This window comes from Brevibacillus sp. SYP-B805, from assembly GCF_011059135.1.
Taxonomy (GTDB): Bacteria; Bacillota; Bacilli; order Brevibacillales; family Brevibacillaceae; genus Brevibacillus_F.
On the sequence record NZ_JAALGD010000023.1, the window covers coordinates 1 to 18745 of the forward strand.

The window sequence follows — 18745 nt, forward strand, 5'->3', positions numbered from 1 at the left end:
CGCCGCTGGGGCCCGAAGGCCCCCGCTCGACTTGCATGTATTAGGCACGCCGCCAGCGTTCGTCCTGAGCCAGGATCAAACTCTCCAATAAATCGAAAGATATTGATCAAAGCTTCATTCTCAAAAAAATGACTTGGCTCGCTTCACGCGTTCGCTGTTCAGTTTTCAAAGAGCATTCGTTTTTCGCTGCCGCTAAACACAGCGGCGACAATTCAGTACTATACTACCTTTCGATCTAAAAATCAAGAGGTATTTTATAATTTTTTCTCTGCATTTCTGCCGGCCGCTCTCGGAGCGACAAAAAGTATATTAGCATGCCTGCCGCTCCTGTGCAACCCGTAATTTTTTCCAAATGCAATTGATTTTTCACGTGCAGCAAAAAGCACAATGGCTGTCAATGGTCAAACACCCTCCCTGTCATCCTCCATAGGATATAGCAGATGCTCAATGTCATCTTCATTTCTTGGGAGGAGATTCGCTTGGATGTACGGAGAAAGATTGAGGCAGCATTTCAGGACATGGTGCAACCGGCAAAGGAAGCGTTGTGGAACGCCCTTCAATCCTTACCGTTTACCATCACGGAGATTGCGCCATATGTGACAGAGCCGGAAACCCTTCCGTATGGCAGAAATACCGTTTTCCGAAACGAGCATGTGGAGGTGGTCGTCATTCATCTGCCGCCCTTTACCCAGTCTCCCATCCACGATCACGGCGGTTCGGCAGCCTGTGAACGGGTTGTGGAAGGGAAGCTGACACATGCGACCTACACCCTTTCTTCAGGCAGCAGGCCGGTATTGAAAAAAATCGAACTTGTCCACCCGGGCCAGCATTGCTCGGTAGATCCGCAGGAGCTTCACAGCATCGCCAACCATACAGACAAACGGGTTGTGACGATAAACGTGTACGCTCCTCCCCTTTCCCTTTCGAACGTTTGCCAGACGGATGGGGAGGCTGAAGATCCGGCCGCCCGCTCACGGACTCGCGAGCATTCCAACAGGTAAAAGGGGCTTCCTTGCAAAAGGAGCCCCTCCGTGTGCAGACAAAGTCTTTTTTTCGCATGGGCAAAGGAGTTCGCTTGGCCCCATTCCTCCATGCCTTACACAGACGTTTGTCATCAGACCTCCGCTACCGATGCTCTGAAAACAGCTCGCCCTCCTCTGCGGCGACAGGCGCATGTTCGCTCTGCTGCAGCTGATACATGTGATAATACCGGCCGCCCCGCCTCATCAACGCGTCGTGGTCTCCGCTCTCCACGATTTCACCACGGTCCAGCACCAGGATCAGATCGGCATTCTTGATCGTCGACAACCGATGGGCGATGATAAACGTCGTGCGTCCTTTCTTCACCACTTCCAGCGCGTCCTGGATGATCGCCTCCGTCTCCGTGTCAATGTTGGAGGTGGCTTCGTCCAGAATCAGGACAGCGGGATCGTACGCGAGCGCACGCGCAAACGAAATAAGCTGCCGCTGCCCGGCCGACAGGGTGCTTCCTTTTTCGAGAACCGGCTCGTCGATGCCCCGGGAGAGATTCTGCAGCACGCGATCCGCCCCCAGGTCGGCCAGCACCTGCTCCACCCGTTCACGAGAGATCGCAGGATTGCCCAGGGATACGTTGGACGCAATCGTGCCGGTGAACAGGAACGGGTCCTGCAGCACAATCCCCATGTGCTCCCGCAGTGTCTGCCGGGGAAGATCCCGGATATCAATGCCGTCGATGATAATGCGTCCGCGGCTGACGTCATAAAAGCGGAACAGCAAATTGATGATGGAGCTTTTGCCGGAACCGGTATGCCCGACGAGCGCCACCGTCTGTCCCTGCTTCGCCTCAAAGGAGATGCCCTTGATCACATACTCTTCACCCTTGTAGGCGAACCATACGTCTTCAAACGCCACGTCGCCGCGAAAACGGGCCATTTTGCGGTCCGATACGTCTTCCCCCTCTTCGTCGAGCAGCGCGAATACCCGTTCGGCGGATACCAGCGCCGTCTCCAGGTTGGGCAGCTGATTCACGATATTCACGATCGGCTGGAACAGCCGGTTCAAATAATCGACAAACGCGTACAGCACGCCGAGGGAGATGGCCCCCTGCCCGTTCCCCAGGGAAACCCCGCCAAAATACCAAATCACCGCCACGAAAGCCATGTTTCGGATCACCCCGACCAGATTGTGGCCGGTCAGGGAATTTAACCGGAGCAGCTTGCTCCGGTACGTGAAATGTCGGGTGTTGACCTCCTCGAACTCCTGCGCCGTTTTTTTCTCCCGGCGGAACGCCTTGATGACGGAGATCCCCTGGATGGATTCATTGAGCATGCCGTTGATTTCGCTGACGGCAGACCGGATCACGCGGTTGTAACGTCTGGCCCATTTCCGGTAGATCGCCATCCATGCCGCCAGCACGGGAATGATGAACAGGCAAATGGCCGCCAGCCGGACGTCAAGCAGAAAGAGCGCCCCCAGGATCCCCAGCATATATATGGCACCCGAAAAGAAGTTGGCCAGCACCGTGACATACAGCTCCCGGATCGATTCCGTATCGTTGGTGATCCGCGATACCACCTTCCCGGCTGGCAGGTTGTCAAAGTAGCGAATCGGCAGGCGGTTGATCTGGCGGAAGACGTCCATGCGCATGTGTCGAATGATCCGGTTGGCGGAGGCTTGCAGGCAGTATCGCTGCCCGTAACTGAACAGCGCCGATACCGCAAGCAGCCCGAAATACGCCCAGCACAACTGCAGCACCCCGCTCATTTCCGGGCGGAAAAAGCGGAACAACTCCTCCGTGGTCAGCATGCGCGCCTGATACGTAATCGTCCGGGAACCCCTGGAAATCGCGAGGCTCCCCTCTCCGGTTATCGTCCGTTCGCCGTCGAAAGAGACGGGCTCTCCCACGAAATAAAACGCCTGCTTCACCTGCAGCACCCGCACTTCCGCCCCGCGAGGTTCGCCTGCCGCAAAATGGTCGGCCCGTTTGTACCGCTTGCCGCCATACGAGACCGTGTACGGCCCTTCCTCAGCCGTCTCGTGCCAGGGCATCTCGATGCCGGAAATATGCACATCGATCATCCGTTTGGCGATCAGGGGCCCGGCCAAATCCGTACCCACGGCAACGGCAAGCATCAGAAGCGCCAAGGCCAGCTGTTTTTTTACCTGCAGGGCGTAGGTCAAAAGCCGCCTGCCTGTTTGGGCAATGCTCCCCCTGGCCCCGACAAATTCCCCCTGATCGTATTCCCGTTCCAAGTCCACGCCGGATTCACCCGCTCCCGCTTCCGTTTTCTTCGATTTGCTGACGCTCGTACTGTTTCCTGTACCATCCGCCCCGTTCCATCAGCTGATCGTGCGTGCCCTGCTCCACAATGCGCCCCTCGTCAAGCACCAGGATGAGATCGGCATGCTGAATGGCGGAAAGTCGGTGCGCCGTGATAATGGTCGTTTTGCCGGCGCGCGCTTGGCGGATGTTGGCGACGATCTCCGCTTCCGTGCGGGCGTCCACCGCCGACATCGCATCGTCGAGGATCAGAATCTCCGGATCGGCCAGGAGAGCGCGCGCAATAGCCACACGCTGCTTCTGGCCGCCCGAGAGCGCAACGCCTTTTTCGCCGACCAGCGTTTCCAGCCCGTTCGGCAAATCCTTCACGTCTTTCTTGAAGGCCGCCGCCGCGATCGCTTGATCCAGCTGCTCCTCCGACGCCTCGCCGCTGCCGAACAGGATATTGTTTCGGACCGATCGCGAGAACAGGAACTGTTCCTGGGGAACATAGCCGTACCACGATTTCAGCCGGTCCATGTCAATCCGGTCGATCGGAACGCCGGAGATGGTGATGGCCCCTTTCCCCGGCGGATATTCCCGCAGCAGCTGCTTGATGAGCGTTGTTTTGCCGCTGCCGGTGCGGCCCACGATCCCCAGGGTCTGCCCCTTCTCCAGGGTAAAGGTGATCTCCTGCAAATTGGGGCGGGAAGACAGGGGATAGCGGAACGTCACCCGGCTGAAGGCAATCCGTCCGGGATGCTCCAGCGGAATCGTTTCCGCCGGTTCGGGAACGTCCGGTTTCACCCTCAGGATCTCCTGGACCCGGTCGAGAGAGGCATTGCCCCGCTGCATCACGTTGATCAGTTCCCCGATCGCGAACATCGGCCAGATGAGCATCCCCAGATACACGTTGAACGACACCAGGCCGCCGATGGTCAGTTCGTTGTGAAAGACGAGATGGGCGCCGTATCCCAGTCCGATGAGGTAGCTGGCACCAACCAGGATTTTGATCGTCGGCTCAAACAGGGAGTCGATGCGGACCACGGCCAGGTTTTTGTCGAGCACGTCCTGGGTGACGTCGGCAAAATGCTTCTCCGCCGCCCGCTCCCGCACAAACGCCCGGATGACGCGGATGCCCGAAATCGTTTCCAGCACCCCGTCATTCATCGCGCCGAATGCGTCCTGCGCCGCGGTAAACCGCGCATGAATCCATTTGCCGTACACTTTCATCAGGACCGCCATGATCGGCAGCGGCAGAATCGCGGCCAGCGTCAGCTTCCAGGAGATGAAGGCGACCATCGTCAGCAGCAGCGTCGCCATCCAGACGGTGGAGTCCACAAACGTCAAGATCCCCAGGCCCGCCGTTTGGGAGACCGCCTGCAGATCGTTTGTCGCGCGGGCCATCAGATCCCCGGTGCGGTAGCGTTCAAAAAAGGGAGGGGTCATCGAGAGAAAATGGCGCATCAGCTGCGACCGCATCAGCCGCTCAACCACGAACGCCCCCCCGAACAGCTGATAAAGCCAGACGAAGGTCATGAGGTAAATGGCCGCCGTGATGCCGACCAGCAGCAGCAGCGTCTGCGCCAGGGCGCTCCACGTCCACGTTCCCAGCTGAATGGCATCGATCGAGCGGCCGACCAGCATCGGGGGGATCACTTCCAGAAAACCGGCCAACACAAGCAGCGACACGGCGAGCGTATACCGCTTCCATTCCTGCTTGAAAAACCATCCCAGCTTCGTCAAGACCGCAAGCATGAACTTCCCTCCTCTCCGTAAAAAAAGCACACCGCTCGTGAGCGATGTGCTTTGTCGTCTACGCAGGAAAAGCGCATGTCACGAGGGTGCGTGACCTGCGCCAGATGAACCGGAAAAAACGCACTACAGCTGTTTTCCTCTCCGGTATGGACAGGAGGTCACGTCATGATGGATTCCAGTTGGTTGGGCTCCAAAAAGACGGGCAATCAACACCATGATCGATCACTCCTTTCCAATAATGTAAATTTTTTGTTACAGAGGTAAGGTAACACGGACGGCTGAAGGTGTCAACCATATTTTCGCGGGACAATGGTGAATTTCGCCGCCGGGCGTCCCCCGGGCAGCGCTTCTCATCAGCGCTTATCCCTCTTCTATGCCGTCTTGCGCAGCTTCGGCAGATAGGTGACCGCGAGCGCGGCGGCCAGCACGACCCCCTTGACGATATCCTGCGCATAGTACGGCACGTTCATCATCGTCAGCCCGTTCATCAGCACCCCCATCAGGATGGCCCCGCAAAAGGTGCCGAGCGCATTGGGCTTGCCCTGTCCCAGGATGGAGAAGCCGATGAAGGAGGCCGCCACCGCATCCATCAGCAGCGGCGAACCGGCCATCACCTGCCCCGTGCCGATCCGGGCCGCCAGCACGATGCCGCCCAGCGAGGCGAAAAAGGCGGACAGCAGGTAGGCGAGGGTCCGGTAGCGGTTGACCGGAATGCCGGACAAGCGGGCAGCCTCGCTGTTGCCGCCGGTGACATACAGGAACCGGCCGTGTTTGGTATAGCTCAAAAAGATGTGGACCGCGATCACCACCAGCCCCATGATCACCACGGGAACCGGAATCCCCCACAGCTTGCCCTGTCCGATGTACAGAAAGGATGGGATCATGATTCCCGGCGCGATGCTGCCGTCGGTCAGCGGCATGTTGTTGTAAATGGAATAGCCGTGCGTATAGCTCAGATGAATGCCTTGAAAAATGTAAAGCGTCACCAGGGTGGCCAAAATATCCGGGATGCGCACTTTCACCACCAAGAACGAGTTGACCAGCCCGATCACCAGCCCAAACAGCAGCGGCACCAGCACCGCCACCAAAAGCTCCTGACGGTACCACACCATCAGCGAGGCGGACAGCACCGTCGAGACGCTGACAGCGGAGCCGACCGACAGATCGAAGCCGCCGACGATCAGGGAAAACGTCACACCGATCGCCACCAGCGTCACAATCGAAATGGAGCGCAAAATGTCCGCCAGATTGTCATAGCTCAAAAAGTTTTCGTTTACGATGCTGAAAAAGACGACCACCGCCGCAATGGCCAGGAGCGATCCGTACCGCTGCACCACACCCGGCAGGCTTCTCTTTTCGCTGACGGCTTCCGCCCCTGCCTGAACGGGCTCAAGCCTCTCTCTATGCAGATTCGCTTCCAACACTGCCACCCCCGCTTGCATAATACATGATGGTCTCCGCGGTGACGCCGCCTTCCGTCCAATCCGCCCGCACCCATTCTTTCACCAGGCGGCCGTTCTCCATCACCACCAGCCGATCCGCTATCCCCATGGCTTCGTCGATCTCGCTCGAAAAATAGAGGACGCCTTTGCCCTCGGCCTCCAGCCTGTTGATCAGCCGGAAAATATCGCTTTTTGCCCCGACATCGACGCCTTTTGTCGGCTCGTCGAAGAGATAAACCTTCGCGTCGGTGAGCAGCCATTTGCCGATCGCCACCTTCTGCTGGTTGCCGCCGGACAGCCGGCCGACCGCCTGCCACAGCCCCGCCGTCTTGATTCCCAGCCGTTTCACCAGCGACTCCGCCGCGCTGCGCTCTGCACCCGCCCGGATAAATCCTCCGGCGGTATAGCGGCGCAGATCGGCCAGCGTCAGGTTGTCCTTCACCGATTCCTCCACCAGAATCCCCTGCAGCCGCCGCTCTTCCGGCACCAGCACGATGCCCTGCTCCACAGCCTCCTGCGGCGTCTGGCAGCGGATCTCTTTCCCCTCGAGGAAAAACCGGCCGCTCTCCCGCCTGTCAGCGCCGAACAGCAGACGGGATACTTCCGTCTTGCCGGCACCCACCAGTCCGACGACCGCCACCACTTCGCCGGCATGCAGCTTCACATCAAACCGCTTCACCTTGCGCCCCGCCCGCAAATCGCGCACCTCGTACAACAGGTCGCCGATGACGGTTGTTTCTTTGGGAAACTCCTCGTCAAAGCTTTTGCCCAGCATGGCCGTCACCACCTGTTCCATGCGCAGGGAGGAGGTGTCGCCCTCCAGCACTTTTTGCCCGTCCCGGAGGACGCTGATCCGATCGGCAATGCGGAACACTTCGGGCAGCCGGTGGGAAATGTAGACGATCCCGATGCCTGCCGCCTTCAGGTGTCCGATCAGGGCAAACAGGGCTTCCGTCTCCGTCAGGCTGAGCGGCGCCGTCGGTTCGTCAAAAATGACGAACCGCACCTCCTGCGACATGGCCCGGGCGATCAGCACCAGCTGTTTCTCGGCGAGGGTCAGGTTTTCCACCTTTTCGTGCAGCGGCAGCGTGAAGCCGCAACGCGCCAGCACCCGGGCGGCTTCCCTGGCGTTTTGGCGCGGGGAGAACCAGAAATTCCCCCTGGCTGCCTGGCTGTCGAGACAGATATTTTCCGCCACGCTCAAATACGGAACGAGCCCCGTATCCACCTCCTGCTGCACCAGATGGATGCCGGCCCGCTTGGCGTCGCGCGGGCTGCTGATCAGGACCGGCTCCCCGTTCACGGAGATCGTTCCCCCGCTCGCTTCCTCGGCACCGGAGAGGATCTTCATCAGCGTGCTTTTCCCCGCTCCGTTCGCGCCGAGGATCGCGTGCACCTCGCCGCCTCTGACAGAAAAGTCGACGCCGCGCAGGGCGTCAACTCCTCCATACTGTTTCCTGATTTGTATCATGTCCAATACGGGGGCGCTCATGATACTCCCTCCGGTTTACTTTTTGTTCTTGCTCTCCAGCGCGGCCATCCACGGCGATACCGCCGCGTCGCTTTTGCCCCAGCCGTTGATGTAATTGGCCAGCTCGCTCATGTTCACCGGTTTTTCCGGCAGTTTGTCGCGGGAGACGAGATGCGGATCAAGCGAGAAATATTTGGGCGTCTGTTCACCCGCGATCTTTTGATACAGGAAACGTGCCTGCACACGACCGATATCGGCCGGATCCGTCGCGGCCGAAGCTTTCCACGGGCTGTCTTTTTCCTGAATCATCTGCAGGTCTTCATCGGACAAGTCAATCCCGAACACCTTGATCTCGGTGCGGCCGGCCGCCTTGATCGCGCGGGTCGCGCCTTTGGCGAACTCATCCCACGGCGCCCATACCGCCGCGATATCCCCTTTGTTCGGGTATTTCTTCAGGATTGCTTCCATCTGCGCCTGCGTGTCCAGCGCCGTATTCGGCGTGGCGGAACCGAAGCGGGCCACTTCCTTGATGTTGGGATAGCGCTGAAGGAAGATGTTGTAGACCCGGTTGCGCTTCTCCATCGGAGCGAAGCCGCCCACCCAGATGTAGACGATGTTTCCTTTGCCATCGATGCTCTGCGCCAGATTTTTCAGTCCCTGCCACGCCAGGCTGTAGTCATCCTGGTCGATCACCGTGACGCCGTCCACCTGATCCAGGTCGTTGTCAAACGCCACGACCTTGATGCCCGCCTGCACGGCGCGCTGCACACCCGCCTGCAGGGCTTCCGCGCGGCCGTGGTTGATCAGGATGCCGTCCACTTTCTGGTTGATGGCCGTATCCAGATTGGCCGCCATTTTCGCCAGGTCACCGTCCGCATTGTAGACGATCAGCTCGCCGCCGAAGCGCTCCACCTGATCTTTCACGCCCTGCAAGTACTGGGCAGAGAACGTCCCGATCGAAAATTCACTGACCAGCGCGATTTTCAGCTTTTTGTCGACAGCGCTCGGAATTTGCACATCCGCCGCCTGGGTCGCCGCCGGGGCGGCCGTGCCGGATGCAGGAGCCGTCCCCTGCTGTTGGGCCGGTTGTGCGGCCGCCTGCTGCGCGCCCGGCGCAGGCGGCTGTTCATTGGTGCAGGCTGCAAGCAGCACTGCAACCGCAGCGATAACTAGACTTGTTCGTTTCAACATCTGGTTTCCCCCCTGGTTGTCGTGAAATGCCGGAAAAAAGCTATACCTCTTTCCTGAGGAAAGAGGTATATGCTGACACGCTACCTCTCATCTCTCAGGAATAAATCCTGCAGGAGTTAGCACCGTGCCGCCATGCGCGCTGTCCGCGCAAAGGGTCGGTCGGTTGCCGGGCTTCATCGGGCCAGTCCCTCAGCCTGCTCTGGATAAGAGTAGGTATTAAATTCCAAGTATTTCACTCAACATTGCATTTGTTTGATCACAATATTACAAAGGTTTCGAACCCTCGTCAACTATTTTTTTCCGGCTGCTGCCTGCCAGCGCCACCGTCTCCTCCTTCCGCATTCTTACCTGCTCCGCTTTATCGTAGTATATTGCCTTTAAGAAGGAGAAGGTATGCCCTTGATCGAACTTCTGAAACGGCTCGGCCTTTGGAACGGGAGGCGCGCTGCGCTTTCGCCCTCCATGAAGAAACCAACCTGACGGGCGATGAAGCCGCCAAGTTGCGTTTCGGTCTCCCGGACGAATGGTTGCGCCGCCCTGCGTTCGCTGCCGGACAAAGGCGGCTGCCGCGTGATTAACGAAAGACCCATCCTTACGGAAGGAGAACGCCCATGAAAATATCCGGCATCAACCACCTGCTGTTTTCCGTATCCGATCTGGAGCGGTCGATCGCCTTCTACCGGGACGTCTTTCAGGCCCGTCTGCTGGTAAAAGGCCGCTCCCTTGCCTACTTTGATCTGAACGGCATCTGGCTGGCGCTGAACGAAGAGAAAGAGATTCCGCGCAACGAGATCCACCGCTCCTATACCCATATCGCTTTCAGTGTAGATGAACAGGATTTCGACCGGATCGTGGAGCATCTTCGCAAGCACGGCGTCAACATCCTGCCCGGCCGGGAGAGGGATGAGCGGGATAAACGCTCCGTCTATTTCACCGATCCCGACGGGCACAAGTTCGAATTCCACACGGGCACGCTGGCGGACCGGCTGGCGTATTACCGGGATGCGAAACCCCACATGACGTTTTATGAATAGGGGATCGATGCAGCTCACGCAGGAATGAACCCGGAAAGCATCCCCTGCCCCATGCAAAAACCTCCCCTGCCCATGGTGAGGAGGTTCCAGACTGATGACAAACTTCTGTTTGGGGCATGGAGGAATGGGGCCAGGCGAGCTCCTTTGACGACCGACTCAGCGGAGAAACAAAGACGCGGGGCCCAGGGGGCGTGAGTCTCACTTCGCTAAGACGCCCAGATGTTGAGCCCCCTGCCCGCGTCGCGTTTCGGAGCGGACACGCCCCACTTCCTCGTGGGTCGGCAAGAGAGCGAGCAGGAACCATTACCCATGATCGACCCACTTTGTCTGCACACTGAAACCTCCCCTGCCCATGCAGAGGAGGTTCTTCCTTACGCCATCGCCGGCAGCAGCATGCTTAACAGAAACAGACCGGCAATGAGGTACAACAGCGCCGGCACTTCCCTCCGCCTGCCCAGCGCGAGCTTCAGCAGCGGATAGGCGACAAAGCCAAACGCGATGCCATCCACGATGCTGTAGGAGAGCGGAATGACCGCAATGATCAGGAAGGCGGGAAACCCTTCGGAAAAATCGCGCAGATTGATGTTTTCCACCTTCTGCAGCATCAGGGCGCCGATGATCATCAGCACCGGGGCAACGGCGCTGTCGGGAATCAGCTTGACGACAGGCAGCACCGCCAGCGACAGCAGCAGAAGCCCGCCGGTGACGAGCGCGGTTAGTCCCGTGCGGCCCCCTGCCGCGATCCCGGCCGCGCTTTCCACGGATGCGACGGTCGGGCTTGTCCCGAGCACACCGGAGACGGCAGCGGAAAGGGCGGTGGCCTGCAGCGCCCGCCGCGTCTTCTCCGGCGTCCCCAGCATCCCCATGTGGCCGTGAATCAAGCCGATGTTTTCAAAGACGATCACCATGGCCAGCGAAAACGTGGCGATCCAAAACGGCAGGGTTCCCAGCCCCGCCGCAGAAAACCCGCCAATCACCGAAGCGTAGGCGTCCAGCGACAAGCTCCCGATCTGTCCGCTTTCCGGATGAACCAGGCCCATCCCCCAGCCGAGCACGGTCCCGCCGGCGATCCCCAGCAAAAAATTACCGGGCACGTTGCGGATAAACAGCAGCAGCGTCAACAGGAGCGTAACCAGCGTGACGACGACCTTGGCGCTGGTCAGATCCCCCAAGGCCACAAACGTGGCGGGATTGGCGACAATCAGCCCTCCTTTTTGCAGCCCGATAAACGTAAGAAACAGCCCGATGCCCACAGTAATCGCTTCTTTCAGGGAAGCGGGAATCGCTTCCGAGAGCATGTCCGCCGCCCGCGTGAAGGCGATCAGGGCAAAGATCACCCCCGACAGCAGGACGGCGCCCAGGCCCTCCTGCCAGGATAACCCCAACGATTGGCACAGCGTATAGGTAAAAAGCGCGTTGATCCCCATCCCCGGCACCAGAATCACCGGCGCATTGGCCCAGAACGCCATCATCAGGCCACCGGCGAATGCGCTCAGGACGGTTGCCAGAATCCCCGCCTCCAGCGGAATCCCCGCATCCTGCAGAATGGCGGCATTGACCGCCACGATATATACCACGGTAACAAAGCCGATGAAACCGGCGAGCATCTCCCGCCCCACCGTCGTCCCGTTCGCACGCAGCCGAAATACACGATCCAACCAGTTCCGCACGCAAATCTCCCTTCTTTCCTCTTCTGCTCTTTCATGCTGACTCCAGGAAATTATGCTATCATAGCAGGAATGATAGGAAAAATATTAAGGAAATCTGTTTTCCATACGTTTTTCATATGGAAAGAAAGGAGCATGGCTGTGGACATCCGTCAACTGCGCTACTTTGTGGCGATCGCCGAAGAAGGACAGATCACCGGGGCAGCCAAACGCCTGAAAATGGCCCAGCCCCCGCTGAGCCAGCAGCTGCGCCAGATGGAAGAGGAACTGGGCGTCACCCTGATGGAGCGGGTCGGAAGAAAAATGATGCTGACCGAGGCGGGGGCCACCCTGTACAAACAGGCGCTCAACCTCATCCATCAGCTGGATGAGGCGATTGCGGAAGTGAAGGAAACCGGGGAAGGGGTGCGGGGGACGCTCTCCATCGGCGTCAGCGCCTTGTCCGCCTACAGCCTGCCGGAACAGATCCGCCAGTTTCAGCAGCGCTACCCGCTGATCACCTACAAGGTATGGAAAGGCGACACCCGGCTCTTGAGCGAATGGCTGGAGCGTCGGACGATCGAAGTGGCCATTGTCCGACTCCCCCATTCCCTCGCCAACTGCACCACCATTCCGCTGGAAGAGGAGCCTTTCGTCCTGATGGTGCCCGCCTCCTCTCCGCTCGCCGCCAAAACCGCCATCGCGATGAAGGACGTGGCGCTGCACCCGCTGATCATGCCGAGCACCACCGGTTTAGGAATCTACGACATGCTGGTGAAGGAATTTGCCCGCCTGGGAGTAACGCCGCAGGTCATCTGTGAATGTCCCGACATCTCGCTGACCGTCAGCATGGTAGGGGCGGGAGTGGCGGCCGCGATTGTTCCCCGTTCCGCTTCGCTGGCGCAGGCGAGCGACGCCGTTCGCTGCCTGCAGATTACCGGGACCTCCATCACCTCGTCGGCCGCCATCGTCTGGCTGAAGGACCGCCATCTCTCCAAGGCCGCCCGCCGGTTTATCGACATGTTCTCCGCTTAGCGGATCCCCCCGCCCGGCGCGTCCCTGCCCACCATCCCGCCCTTTTGACAGGGGGACAAAAAATGGCCCCTGCAGAAGCGAGCCATTTCCTGATATCCGGGTTATCCCGCTTTGGGAGCGGTTGTTGCCTGCACCGGCAGGTTCCCTTTCTTTTGCGTGTGCAGGAGCAGCAGGTTGAGGATCACGGCGGTTAACGAACCGGTGACGATGCCGTTTTGCAAAAGCATTTTGGCCATGTCGGGCAGCTGATCGAACATTTGCGGCACGGCGGCGGACCCCAGGCCGACCGCGATGCTGCACGCGGCGATCAGCAGATTTTCATTTTGGCGGAAATCGACGCTGGACAGGATGTTGATGCCGGAAGCGACCACCATGCCGAACATGGCAACCATGGCGCCCCCCAGCACCGGATTGGGGATGACAGTCGTCAGCGCCGCCAGCTTCGGCAGGAGCCCCAGCACGACCAGAATGAGCCCTGCCGCCACAATCACATCGCGTGTCTTCACCCGGGTAAGGGAGACCAGCCCCACGTTTTGCGAGAATGTGGTGTAAGGGAACGCATTGAAGATACCGCCGAGCAGGATCGCGACGCCTTCCGCCCGCAAGCCTTTGACAATATCCGCTTCCCCCACCTCTTGCCCGGTTACTTTGCCGAGGGCAAAATACACCCCGGTGGACTCGACCATGCTGATCACGCAGACCAGCAGCATCGTCAGAATAGCCGCGATGTTAAACTGCGGCACGCCGAAATAGAACGGCTGCACGATATTGATCCAGGACGCATCGGCAACCGACGCAAAGCTCACCATGCCCATGAAATAGGCAGCGGCCGTTCCGGCGATCAACCCAAGCAGGACGGAAATCGCACGAATGAATCCGGTAAACAGGCGGTTGATCAGCAGGATCAGGGCCAGCGTTCCCAATGCCAGGAGCAGATTGCGCGGTTGGCCGAAATCAGGGCTTCCCTGGCCGCCCGCCGCATTGTTCATCGCGACGGGAATCAGCGACAAGCCGATGATGGTCACCACCGATCCCGTGACGACCGTCGGGAAAAAGCGGAGCAGCTTGCCGAACAGCGGCGCCGCCAGCATGACGGCGATGCCGGCCACGATGATGGCCCCGTAAACCGTAGCCAGATTGGACGAGAGCGAAATCGCAATGATCGGCCCGACAGCGGTAAACGTACAGCCGAGCACAACCGGCAGCTTGATGCCGATATACCGGTTCCCGATCACCTGCAGCAGGGTGGCCAGCCCGCAGGTAAAGAGGTCCGCCGCGATCAGGTACGCCATCTGCGCCGGCGAGAGCTTCAGCGCACCCCCGATAATCAGCGGCACGACGACGGCGCCGGCATACATGGCGAGCACGTGCTGCAAGCCAAGGGTCACGATTTTCTGTTTGCTTAACATACGAAATGATTCTCCTTTCCAGCTTCCTCTCGGTTGTTCTCAGTGAGAAACCGGATGCCGCCCTCCGGCGACATCCCGGCAATGCGCACGAGCGATTCGATCCGGACCCCCGCTTTTTCCAGCAGCCCCCGTCCTTCCTGAAAGCTCTTTTCGATCACGGCGCCGATGCCGACCAGATGGGCGCCCGCCTGTGCTACGATCTCGGCCAAGCCGAGGAGGGCAGCGCCGGTCGCCAGGAAATCGTCCACGATCAGCACGCGGTCATCCGGCGACAGATACTGCCGGGACACGCTTACCTGATACTCCGTCTGCCGGGTGTACGAGTAGACGGGCGCCGTATACACCTCTTCCGTCTGCGTCACCGCCTTTTTCTTTTTGGCATAGACGAACGGAACACCGAGCGCCACTGCCGTCGCCAGCGCAAAATGGATGCCGCTCGCTTCAATCGTCAGCACCTTGGTCACGTTCTCCCTCCGGAAGCGGTCCGCGAACTCCCTGCCGATCTCCATCGTCAGCACCGGATCCACCTGGTGGTTCAAAAACGCATCCACCTTCAGCACCTTGTCGGACAATACCCTGCCGTCACGGAGGATCCGCTCTTGCAATGCTTTCATGTCCACGACTCCTCTGCATGAAAAATCGAAAACCCTCGGAAAAAATCAAGAAGCCCAGCAGGACAGTCCACTTGGTTGTGCATGTTCATCCAAGTGAAACCTGTCCTCCTGGGCTTTTCTCCCTAAGGTGTGGCACCAAAACGGACGCGTCCGCCGTTTTCGCACCTGCGCCGCTCGGACCTGCCCCCTTTCTTCCCGCACGCATCCGAACGGGAAAAAAGAGCGGAACCCTAGACGCTCTTTCACTCGTAGTCAGACGATTTACGGTCATCTGGTAGAGACTTATGGGCCATATTCCCAAAATTATACGAGTCGCTATGCGATTGATGACTTTTCTCTACACTACCATACCTTTCATCCCTCGATCAAGGATCATCACGAACATTTTTGGACAAAACGGATGGAAAGGGGGCTTATTTCATTTTCAAAAAATCGTCAATCTGTTTGCGATGATGCCTGTCATGCTCAACCATCCCCAGCAGATATTGGGCCAAGGTACGAGGTTTTTCGTTAATCAAAAATTCGGAAAAAAAGTCGTCTTCATGAATATTAGACAATTGTTGCAAGATCACTTCCCGCATGTGTACGAACTCCCCGATCACGTCCTCTTTGCTGGCCTTCGAACGGGCGTATGCTGCGGCTGCATCATTGATCTGCTGCACATCCACTTTACCGAAAGTCAGCTTCGCCCCCGGCTTCATCAATGGCAGCCGTTCTTCTGCCATGAAACGACCCCAAGCCGTCAAATGGGCGATGATTTCCCCGATCGACCACTTTCCTTCTGCAATCGGCTTCAGCCAGAGACTGTCATCCACGGAACGCAAGGACTCCACCCAGGGAATCAATGCGCCAAATTGCTCGATCACATCCTGTTTGCTGTTCATAAGCCCCTCCATATCAAAAAATTTTCATTCCTTTCTGACTGGCAGCGTCGACACCAGACAGCGCAAATTCGACCGCCCGTTCGGCATGCAGGAATGTGGTGTCAAACACCGGCAGCGGTGTGTCTTCCTGCCCGATCAGCAGCGTAATTTCCGTACAGCCAAGGATGATGCCCTCCGCTCCCCGCTCCACCATATCGTCGATCACCCGCAGGTACTCCCGTTTGGACTCGGGCAACACTTTTCCCAGGCACAGCTCTTCGTAAATGATCCGGTTGACCGTCTCGATGTCATCCGGTCTGGGGATGATAACCTCCAGACCGTATCGTCGGAGTCGTTCCTTGTAAAAATCCTGTTCCAATGTGTATTTCGTGCCGAGCAGGCCCACCCGGTTGACTCCCCGCGCCCGTATTTTTTCCGCGGTCGTATCGCCGATGTGCAGGAGAGGAATGGAGATGGCCTCCTGGATGTGGTCCGCAACCTTATGCATGGTGTTGGTACAGATGACGAGGCATTCTGCACCTGCCTGCTGCAGTTTTTGCGCCTCCCGCGCCAGGATGTCTGCCGCTTTTTCCCATTCCCCTGCTCGCTGGCATTCTTCGATTTCGGCAAAGTCGACACTGCAAATCAGGCATTTGGCAGAATGCAAGCCCCCCAACTTTTCTTTCACCAACTCATTGATCATCCGGTAATAAACGCTCGTCGATTCCCAGCTCATGCCGCCCAGCAGACCGATCGTTTTCATTAATAGCCTCCCGCTGTATGGATTTTCCATAAGCTTAACCCACTCCTGACAGCAGGTCAATTGGATCGCAGCAGCCGCCGGGCTCACCTGCCCGCCGCCCGCCTTTGCGCGGGGCTGACAGCCAGAATGTTGGCAATATCGAAAACACGCGGGGCGCGCCGGGTGTAGCAGTATGCCTTCAGCCGGCTGTCCGTCAGGCCCAAAATCCGCAGCATGCGCTTTGTCACCTGGCCGCGCCGGTCGAGATAGATGATGTCAATCCGTTCGCCCGCCGCGAAGAAACGCTGCAAATCCCGCCGTATCATACGCTCACCTTCCATATAGGAACATTTGTTCTTATTTTATCCTAACATATGTACGCTATGCAAGAAAAATGGGTGGCAAACGTGATAGAATAGACCCGACCCATTTATTTTGGCTGCACGAACCGCCCGGCAGGAAAGGAAGTGTCCCATGAAACAAAGAGTCGTTGCCACCGATTATCTGCAGGCATTCCGGTGCACCGGTTCGGCCTGCGCAGATACGTGCTGCCACGGCTGGAATGTGAACGTCGACAAGCGAACGTTCGTCAAATACAAGAAGCTCAAGGACGCCCAGTGGAAGCGAACGCTGACCAGACATATCCGGCGCAACAAATACGAGACGTCCTTCTCCGCCTATGCCACGATTGCCATGGGAGAGGGCGGTTACTGCCCGTTTTTGAACGAGGACCGGCTCTGCTCCATTCACCTTTCCCTCGGCCCCAACTATCTGTCGTCAACCTGCGCCTCGTATCCGCGCCTGTTAAACAAAGTTTATGACACCTATGAATCGTCGGGCGCGTTATCCTGCCCGGAGATCGCCCGGCTGGCACTGCTGAATCCGCAGGGTCTGTCGTTTGCAACCTTCCGCATGGAGATCCCCGACAATCCCCTCTTGGACAAGCTGCTGGAGGAAGAAGGGTTTCGCGACACGTTCAGCGCCATCCGCTCCTGCATCATCCGTCTCCTGCAGGAGCGCTCCCTATCCCTGGATTCCCGGCTCCTGGCACTGGGCCTGTTTATCCGGGATCTGGAACAGGCTGCCCGGGCAGTAGAGGATGATGAGCTGGAAGCGATGCTTCGCGGCTGGCAAGCCCGCCTGGCGGAGAAGAGATGGCCGGAGGAACTGGCCTCTTTCCCGATCGATCCCAAGCGGCAGTTCCAACTCCTGTCCGGTATCGTTGCGCAGTATGTGGCGGACACCCGCATCAGCAGCGCCCGATATCTGCAGTGCTACCAGGATTTCCGGGCGGGAACGGAAGGGTCTGCCGAACGCTATCAAGCGGCGTATGAGCGTTATTTTGTTCCTTTTCAGCGTGAGCACGCATACATGTTGGAAAATTACCTCGTTCATTCCGTCTTTGCCCAGCTCTTCCCCTTTTCGATGCCGGGTGAGACGCTGTTTGCCGAATATCTGGTGCTGATATTACGCTATGCGCTGATGCGGATGCATCTCATCGGCATGGCTGCTGCCCACCAGGGGATGACGCCGGATCTTGCCCTCATCCTCATGCAGTCCTTCTCCCGCACCTATGAACATGACGTGGCGTTTTACAGCAAAACGCTGCGTCTGCTGCGGGACGGGCAGTTCGACTCGCTGGCGTGCATGTCGGTGCTGATCCGCAATGAACACGTCCGGGCCTGACGCACTCGCGTCAAGACCCGGACGTTTGCTTTCGGCTGCTTTCCTTTTGGCCCACCCGTTCCTGCAGAAAGCGGCTCCACGCCTTCACCGTCTCCTGCTGACCGCTGCGTTTCAGATAAACCAGATAAACCGTATGCCTCGGCACGGGAACACGCGGCTCGTATGCCACCACCTGCAGGCGCCCCGCGTCGACATCCCGCTGGCAAACCGATTGCAGCACAAACCCGATTCCCCCGCCATCAAGCAGATACCGCATCAGCAGACTCGCATGATCCACCTGCAGACCGGGCAGAAACTGCCGGCCCGCTTCGGCCTCAAACCACTGGGGAAAGGGGGCTCCCCAATCGAGGTACACTAGCGGCAGACTGGCCAGATCCGCTGCCGTCAACGGCTGCTTCGCCGGTGAAAAGGACGGATGGGCAACGAGCCGGACATCGTCCTCATACAGCGGGATCACCTCCATGTCCGGGTGCTGGGGAGGCACATAGAGGATGCCCGCGTCAGCCCGCCCGTCCAGAACCGCTTCCACGATCTCCAGCATACGAATCATCGAACAGGCAATTTTCATATCAGACGAAAGAAGGGAGCAATTCTTGAACGGAACGATTCCCTG

16 protein-coding genes, 1 rRNA gene and 2 riboswitches are annotated in these 18745 nt (G+C 58.5%); of the genes, 4 read left to right on the forward strand and 13 right to left on the reverse strand.

The window, feature by feature from the left end; genetic code table 11:
- Positions 1-91, reverse strand: a 16S ribosomal RNA gene (locus G3578_RS19930); the annotation flags it as partial.
- Between the two features lie 388 nt (positions 92-479).
- Here G3578_RS19930 and G3578_RS19935 point away from each other — a divergent pair.
- Complete coding sequence (locus tag G3578_RS19935; RefSeq protein WP_165215429.1) at positions 480-1001, forward strand: cysteine dioxygenase; 522 nt, start codon at positions 480-482, stop codon at positions 999-1001.
- A gap of 124 nt (positions 1002-1125) precedes the next feature.
- Here G3578_RS19935 and G3578_RS19940 read toward each other — a convergent pair whose 3' ends face one another.
- The 5 genes from G3578_RS19940 to G3578_RS19960 form a co-directional block, all read right to left on the reverse strand.
- Entirely contained in the window at positions 1126-3234 is a 2109-nt protein-coding gene (locus G3578_RS19940; RefSeq protein ID WP_481752759.1) for an ABC transporter ATP-binding protein, read from the reverse strand.
- Between the two features lie 13 nt (positions 3235-3247).
- On the reverse strand, positions 3248-4999 hold the full coding sequence (locus tag G3578_RS19945) for an ABC transporter ATP-binding protein (RefSeq protein ID WP_165215431.1): 1752 nt from the start codon (positions 4997-4999) through the stop codon (positions 3248-3250).
- Between the two features lie 371 nt (positions 5000-5370).
- Positions 5371-6345, reverse strand: a complete 975-nt coding sequence (locus G3578_RS19950; RefSeq protein ID WP_241254733.1) for an ABC transporter permease — start codon at positions 6343-6345, stop codon at positions 5371-5373.
- 55 nt (positions 6346-6400) lie between these two features.
- On the reverse strand, positions 6401-7933 hold the full coding sequence (locus G3578_RS19955) for a sugar ABC transporter ATP-binding protein (RefSeq protein WP_165215437.1): 1533 nt from the start codon (positions 7931-7933) through the stop codon (positions 6401-6403).
- A 15-nt stretch (positions 7934-7948) separates the two neighbouring features.
- Positions 7949-9103: a sugar ABC transporter substrate-binding protein gene (locus G3578_RS19960; protein WP_165215439.1), complete on the reverse strand. Its 1155-nt coding sequence runs from the start codon at positions 9101-9103 to the stop codon at positions 7949-7951.
- Between the two features lie 84 nt (positions 9104-9187).
- Positions 9188-9313, reverse strand: a riboswitch (SAM riboswitch).
- A 401-nt stretch (positions 9314-9714) separates the two neighbouring features.
- Here G3578_RS19960 and fosB point away from each other — a divergent pair.
- The gene (fosB, locus tag G3578_RS19965; protein WP_165215442.1) at positions 9715-10137 is read left to right on the forward strand and encodes a metallothiol transferase FosB; all 423 of its coding nucleotides are present in this window, start codon (positions 9715-9717) and stop codon (positions 10135-10137) included.
- A gap of 371 nt (positions 10138-10508) precedes the next feature.
- On the opposite strand, the gene G3578_RS19970 is transcribed toward fosB, so the two are convergent.
- Positions 10509-11807, reverse strand: a complete 1299-nt coding sequence (locus G3578_RS19970) for a solute carrier family 23 protein (RefSeq protein WP_165215445.1) — start codon at positions 11805-11807, stop codon at positions 10509-10511.
- A gap of 138 nt (positions 11808-11945) precedes the next feature.
- Between G3578_RS19970 and G3578_RS19975 the strand changes: the two genes are divergently transcribed.
- The gene (locus tag G3578_RS19975) at positions 11946-12818 is read left to right on the forward strand and encodes a LysR substrate-binding domain-containing protein (protein WP_165215448.1); all 873 of its coding nucleotides are present in this window, start codon (positions 11946-11948) and stop codon (positions 12816-12818) included.
- A 101-nt stretch (positions 12819-12919) separates the two neighbouring features.
- On the opposite strand, the gene G3578_RS19980 is transcribed toward G3578_RS19975, so the two are convergent.
- The 5 genes from G3578_RS19980 to G3578_RS20000 form a co-directional block, all read right to left on the reverse strand.
- Positions 12920-14227: a nucleobase:cation symporter-2 family protein gene (locus G3578_RS19980; protein ID WP_165215451.1), complete on the reverse strand. Its 1308-nt coding sequence runs from the start codon at positions 14225-14227 to the stop codon at positions 12920-12922.
- On the reverse strand, positions 14221-14841 hold the full coding sequence (locus G3578_RS19985) for a xanthine phosphoribosyltransferase (protein ID WP_165215454.1): 621 nt from the start codon (positions 14839-14841) through the stop codon (positions 14221-14223). The genes G3578_RS19980 and G3578_RS19985 overlap by 7 nt, the downstream gene beginning before the upstream one ends.
- Before the next feature lie 229 nt (positions 14842-15070).
- Positions 15071-15172: riboswitch (purine riboswitch) on the reverse strand.
- An 82-nt stretch (positions 15173-15254) separates the two neighbouring features.
- Positions 15255-15725, reverse strand: a complete 471-nt coding sequence (locus tag G3578_RS19990) for a DinB family protein (protein ID WP_165215456.1) — start codon at positions 15723-15725, stop codon at positions 15255-15257.
- 13 nt (positions 15726-15738) lie between these two features.
- Positions 15739-16467, reverse strand: a complete 729-nt coding sequence (locus tag G3578_RS19995; RefSeq protein ID WP_165215459.1) for an aspartate/glutamate racemase family protein — start codon at positions 16465-16467, stop codon at positions 15739-15741.
- A gap of 83 nt (positions 16468-16550) precedes the next feature.
- Positions 16551-16772 carry a WYL domain-containing protein gene (locus tag G3578_RS20000; protein WP_206529901.1) on the reverse strand — a complete coding sequence of 74 codons (222 nt, stop codon included), beginning with the start codon at positions 16770-16772 and terminating at the stop codon, positions 16551-16553.
- Positions 16773-16920: 148 nt separating this feature from the next.
- On the opposite strand from G3578_RS20000, the gene fliB reads away from it, so the two are divergent.
- Entirely contained in the window at positions 16921-18132 is a 1212-nt protein-coding gene (gene fliB / locus G3578_RS20005; protein ID WP_165215461.1) for a flagellin lysine-N-methylase, read from the forward strand.
- 10 nt (positions 18133-18142) lie between these two features.
- Here fliB and G3578_RS20010 read toward each other — a convergent pair whose 3' ends face one another.
- Positions 18143-18682: a substrate-binding domain-containing protein gene (locus tag G3578_RS20010; protein ID WP_165215464.1), complete on the reverse strand. Its 540-nt coding sequence runs from the start codon at positions 18680-18682 to the stop codon at positions 18143-18145.
- Positions 18683-18745: the final 63 nt, after the last annotated feature.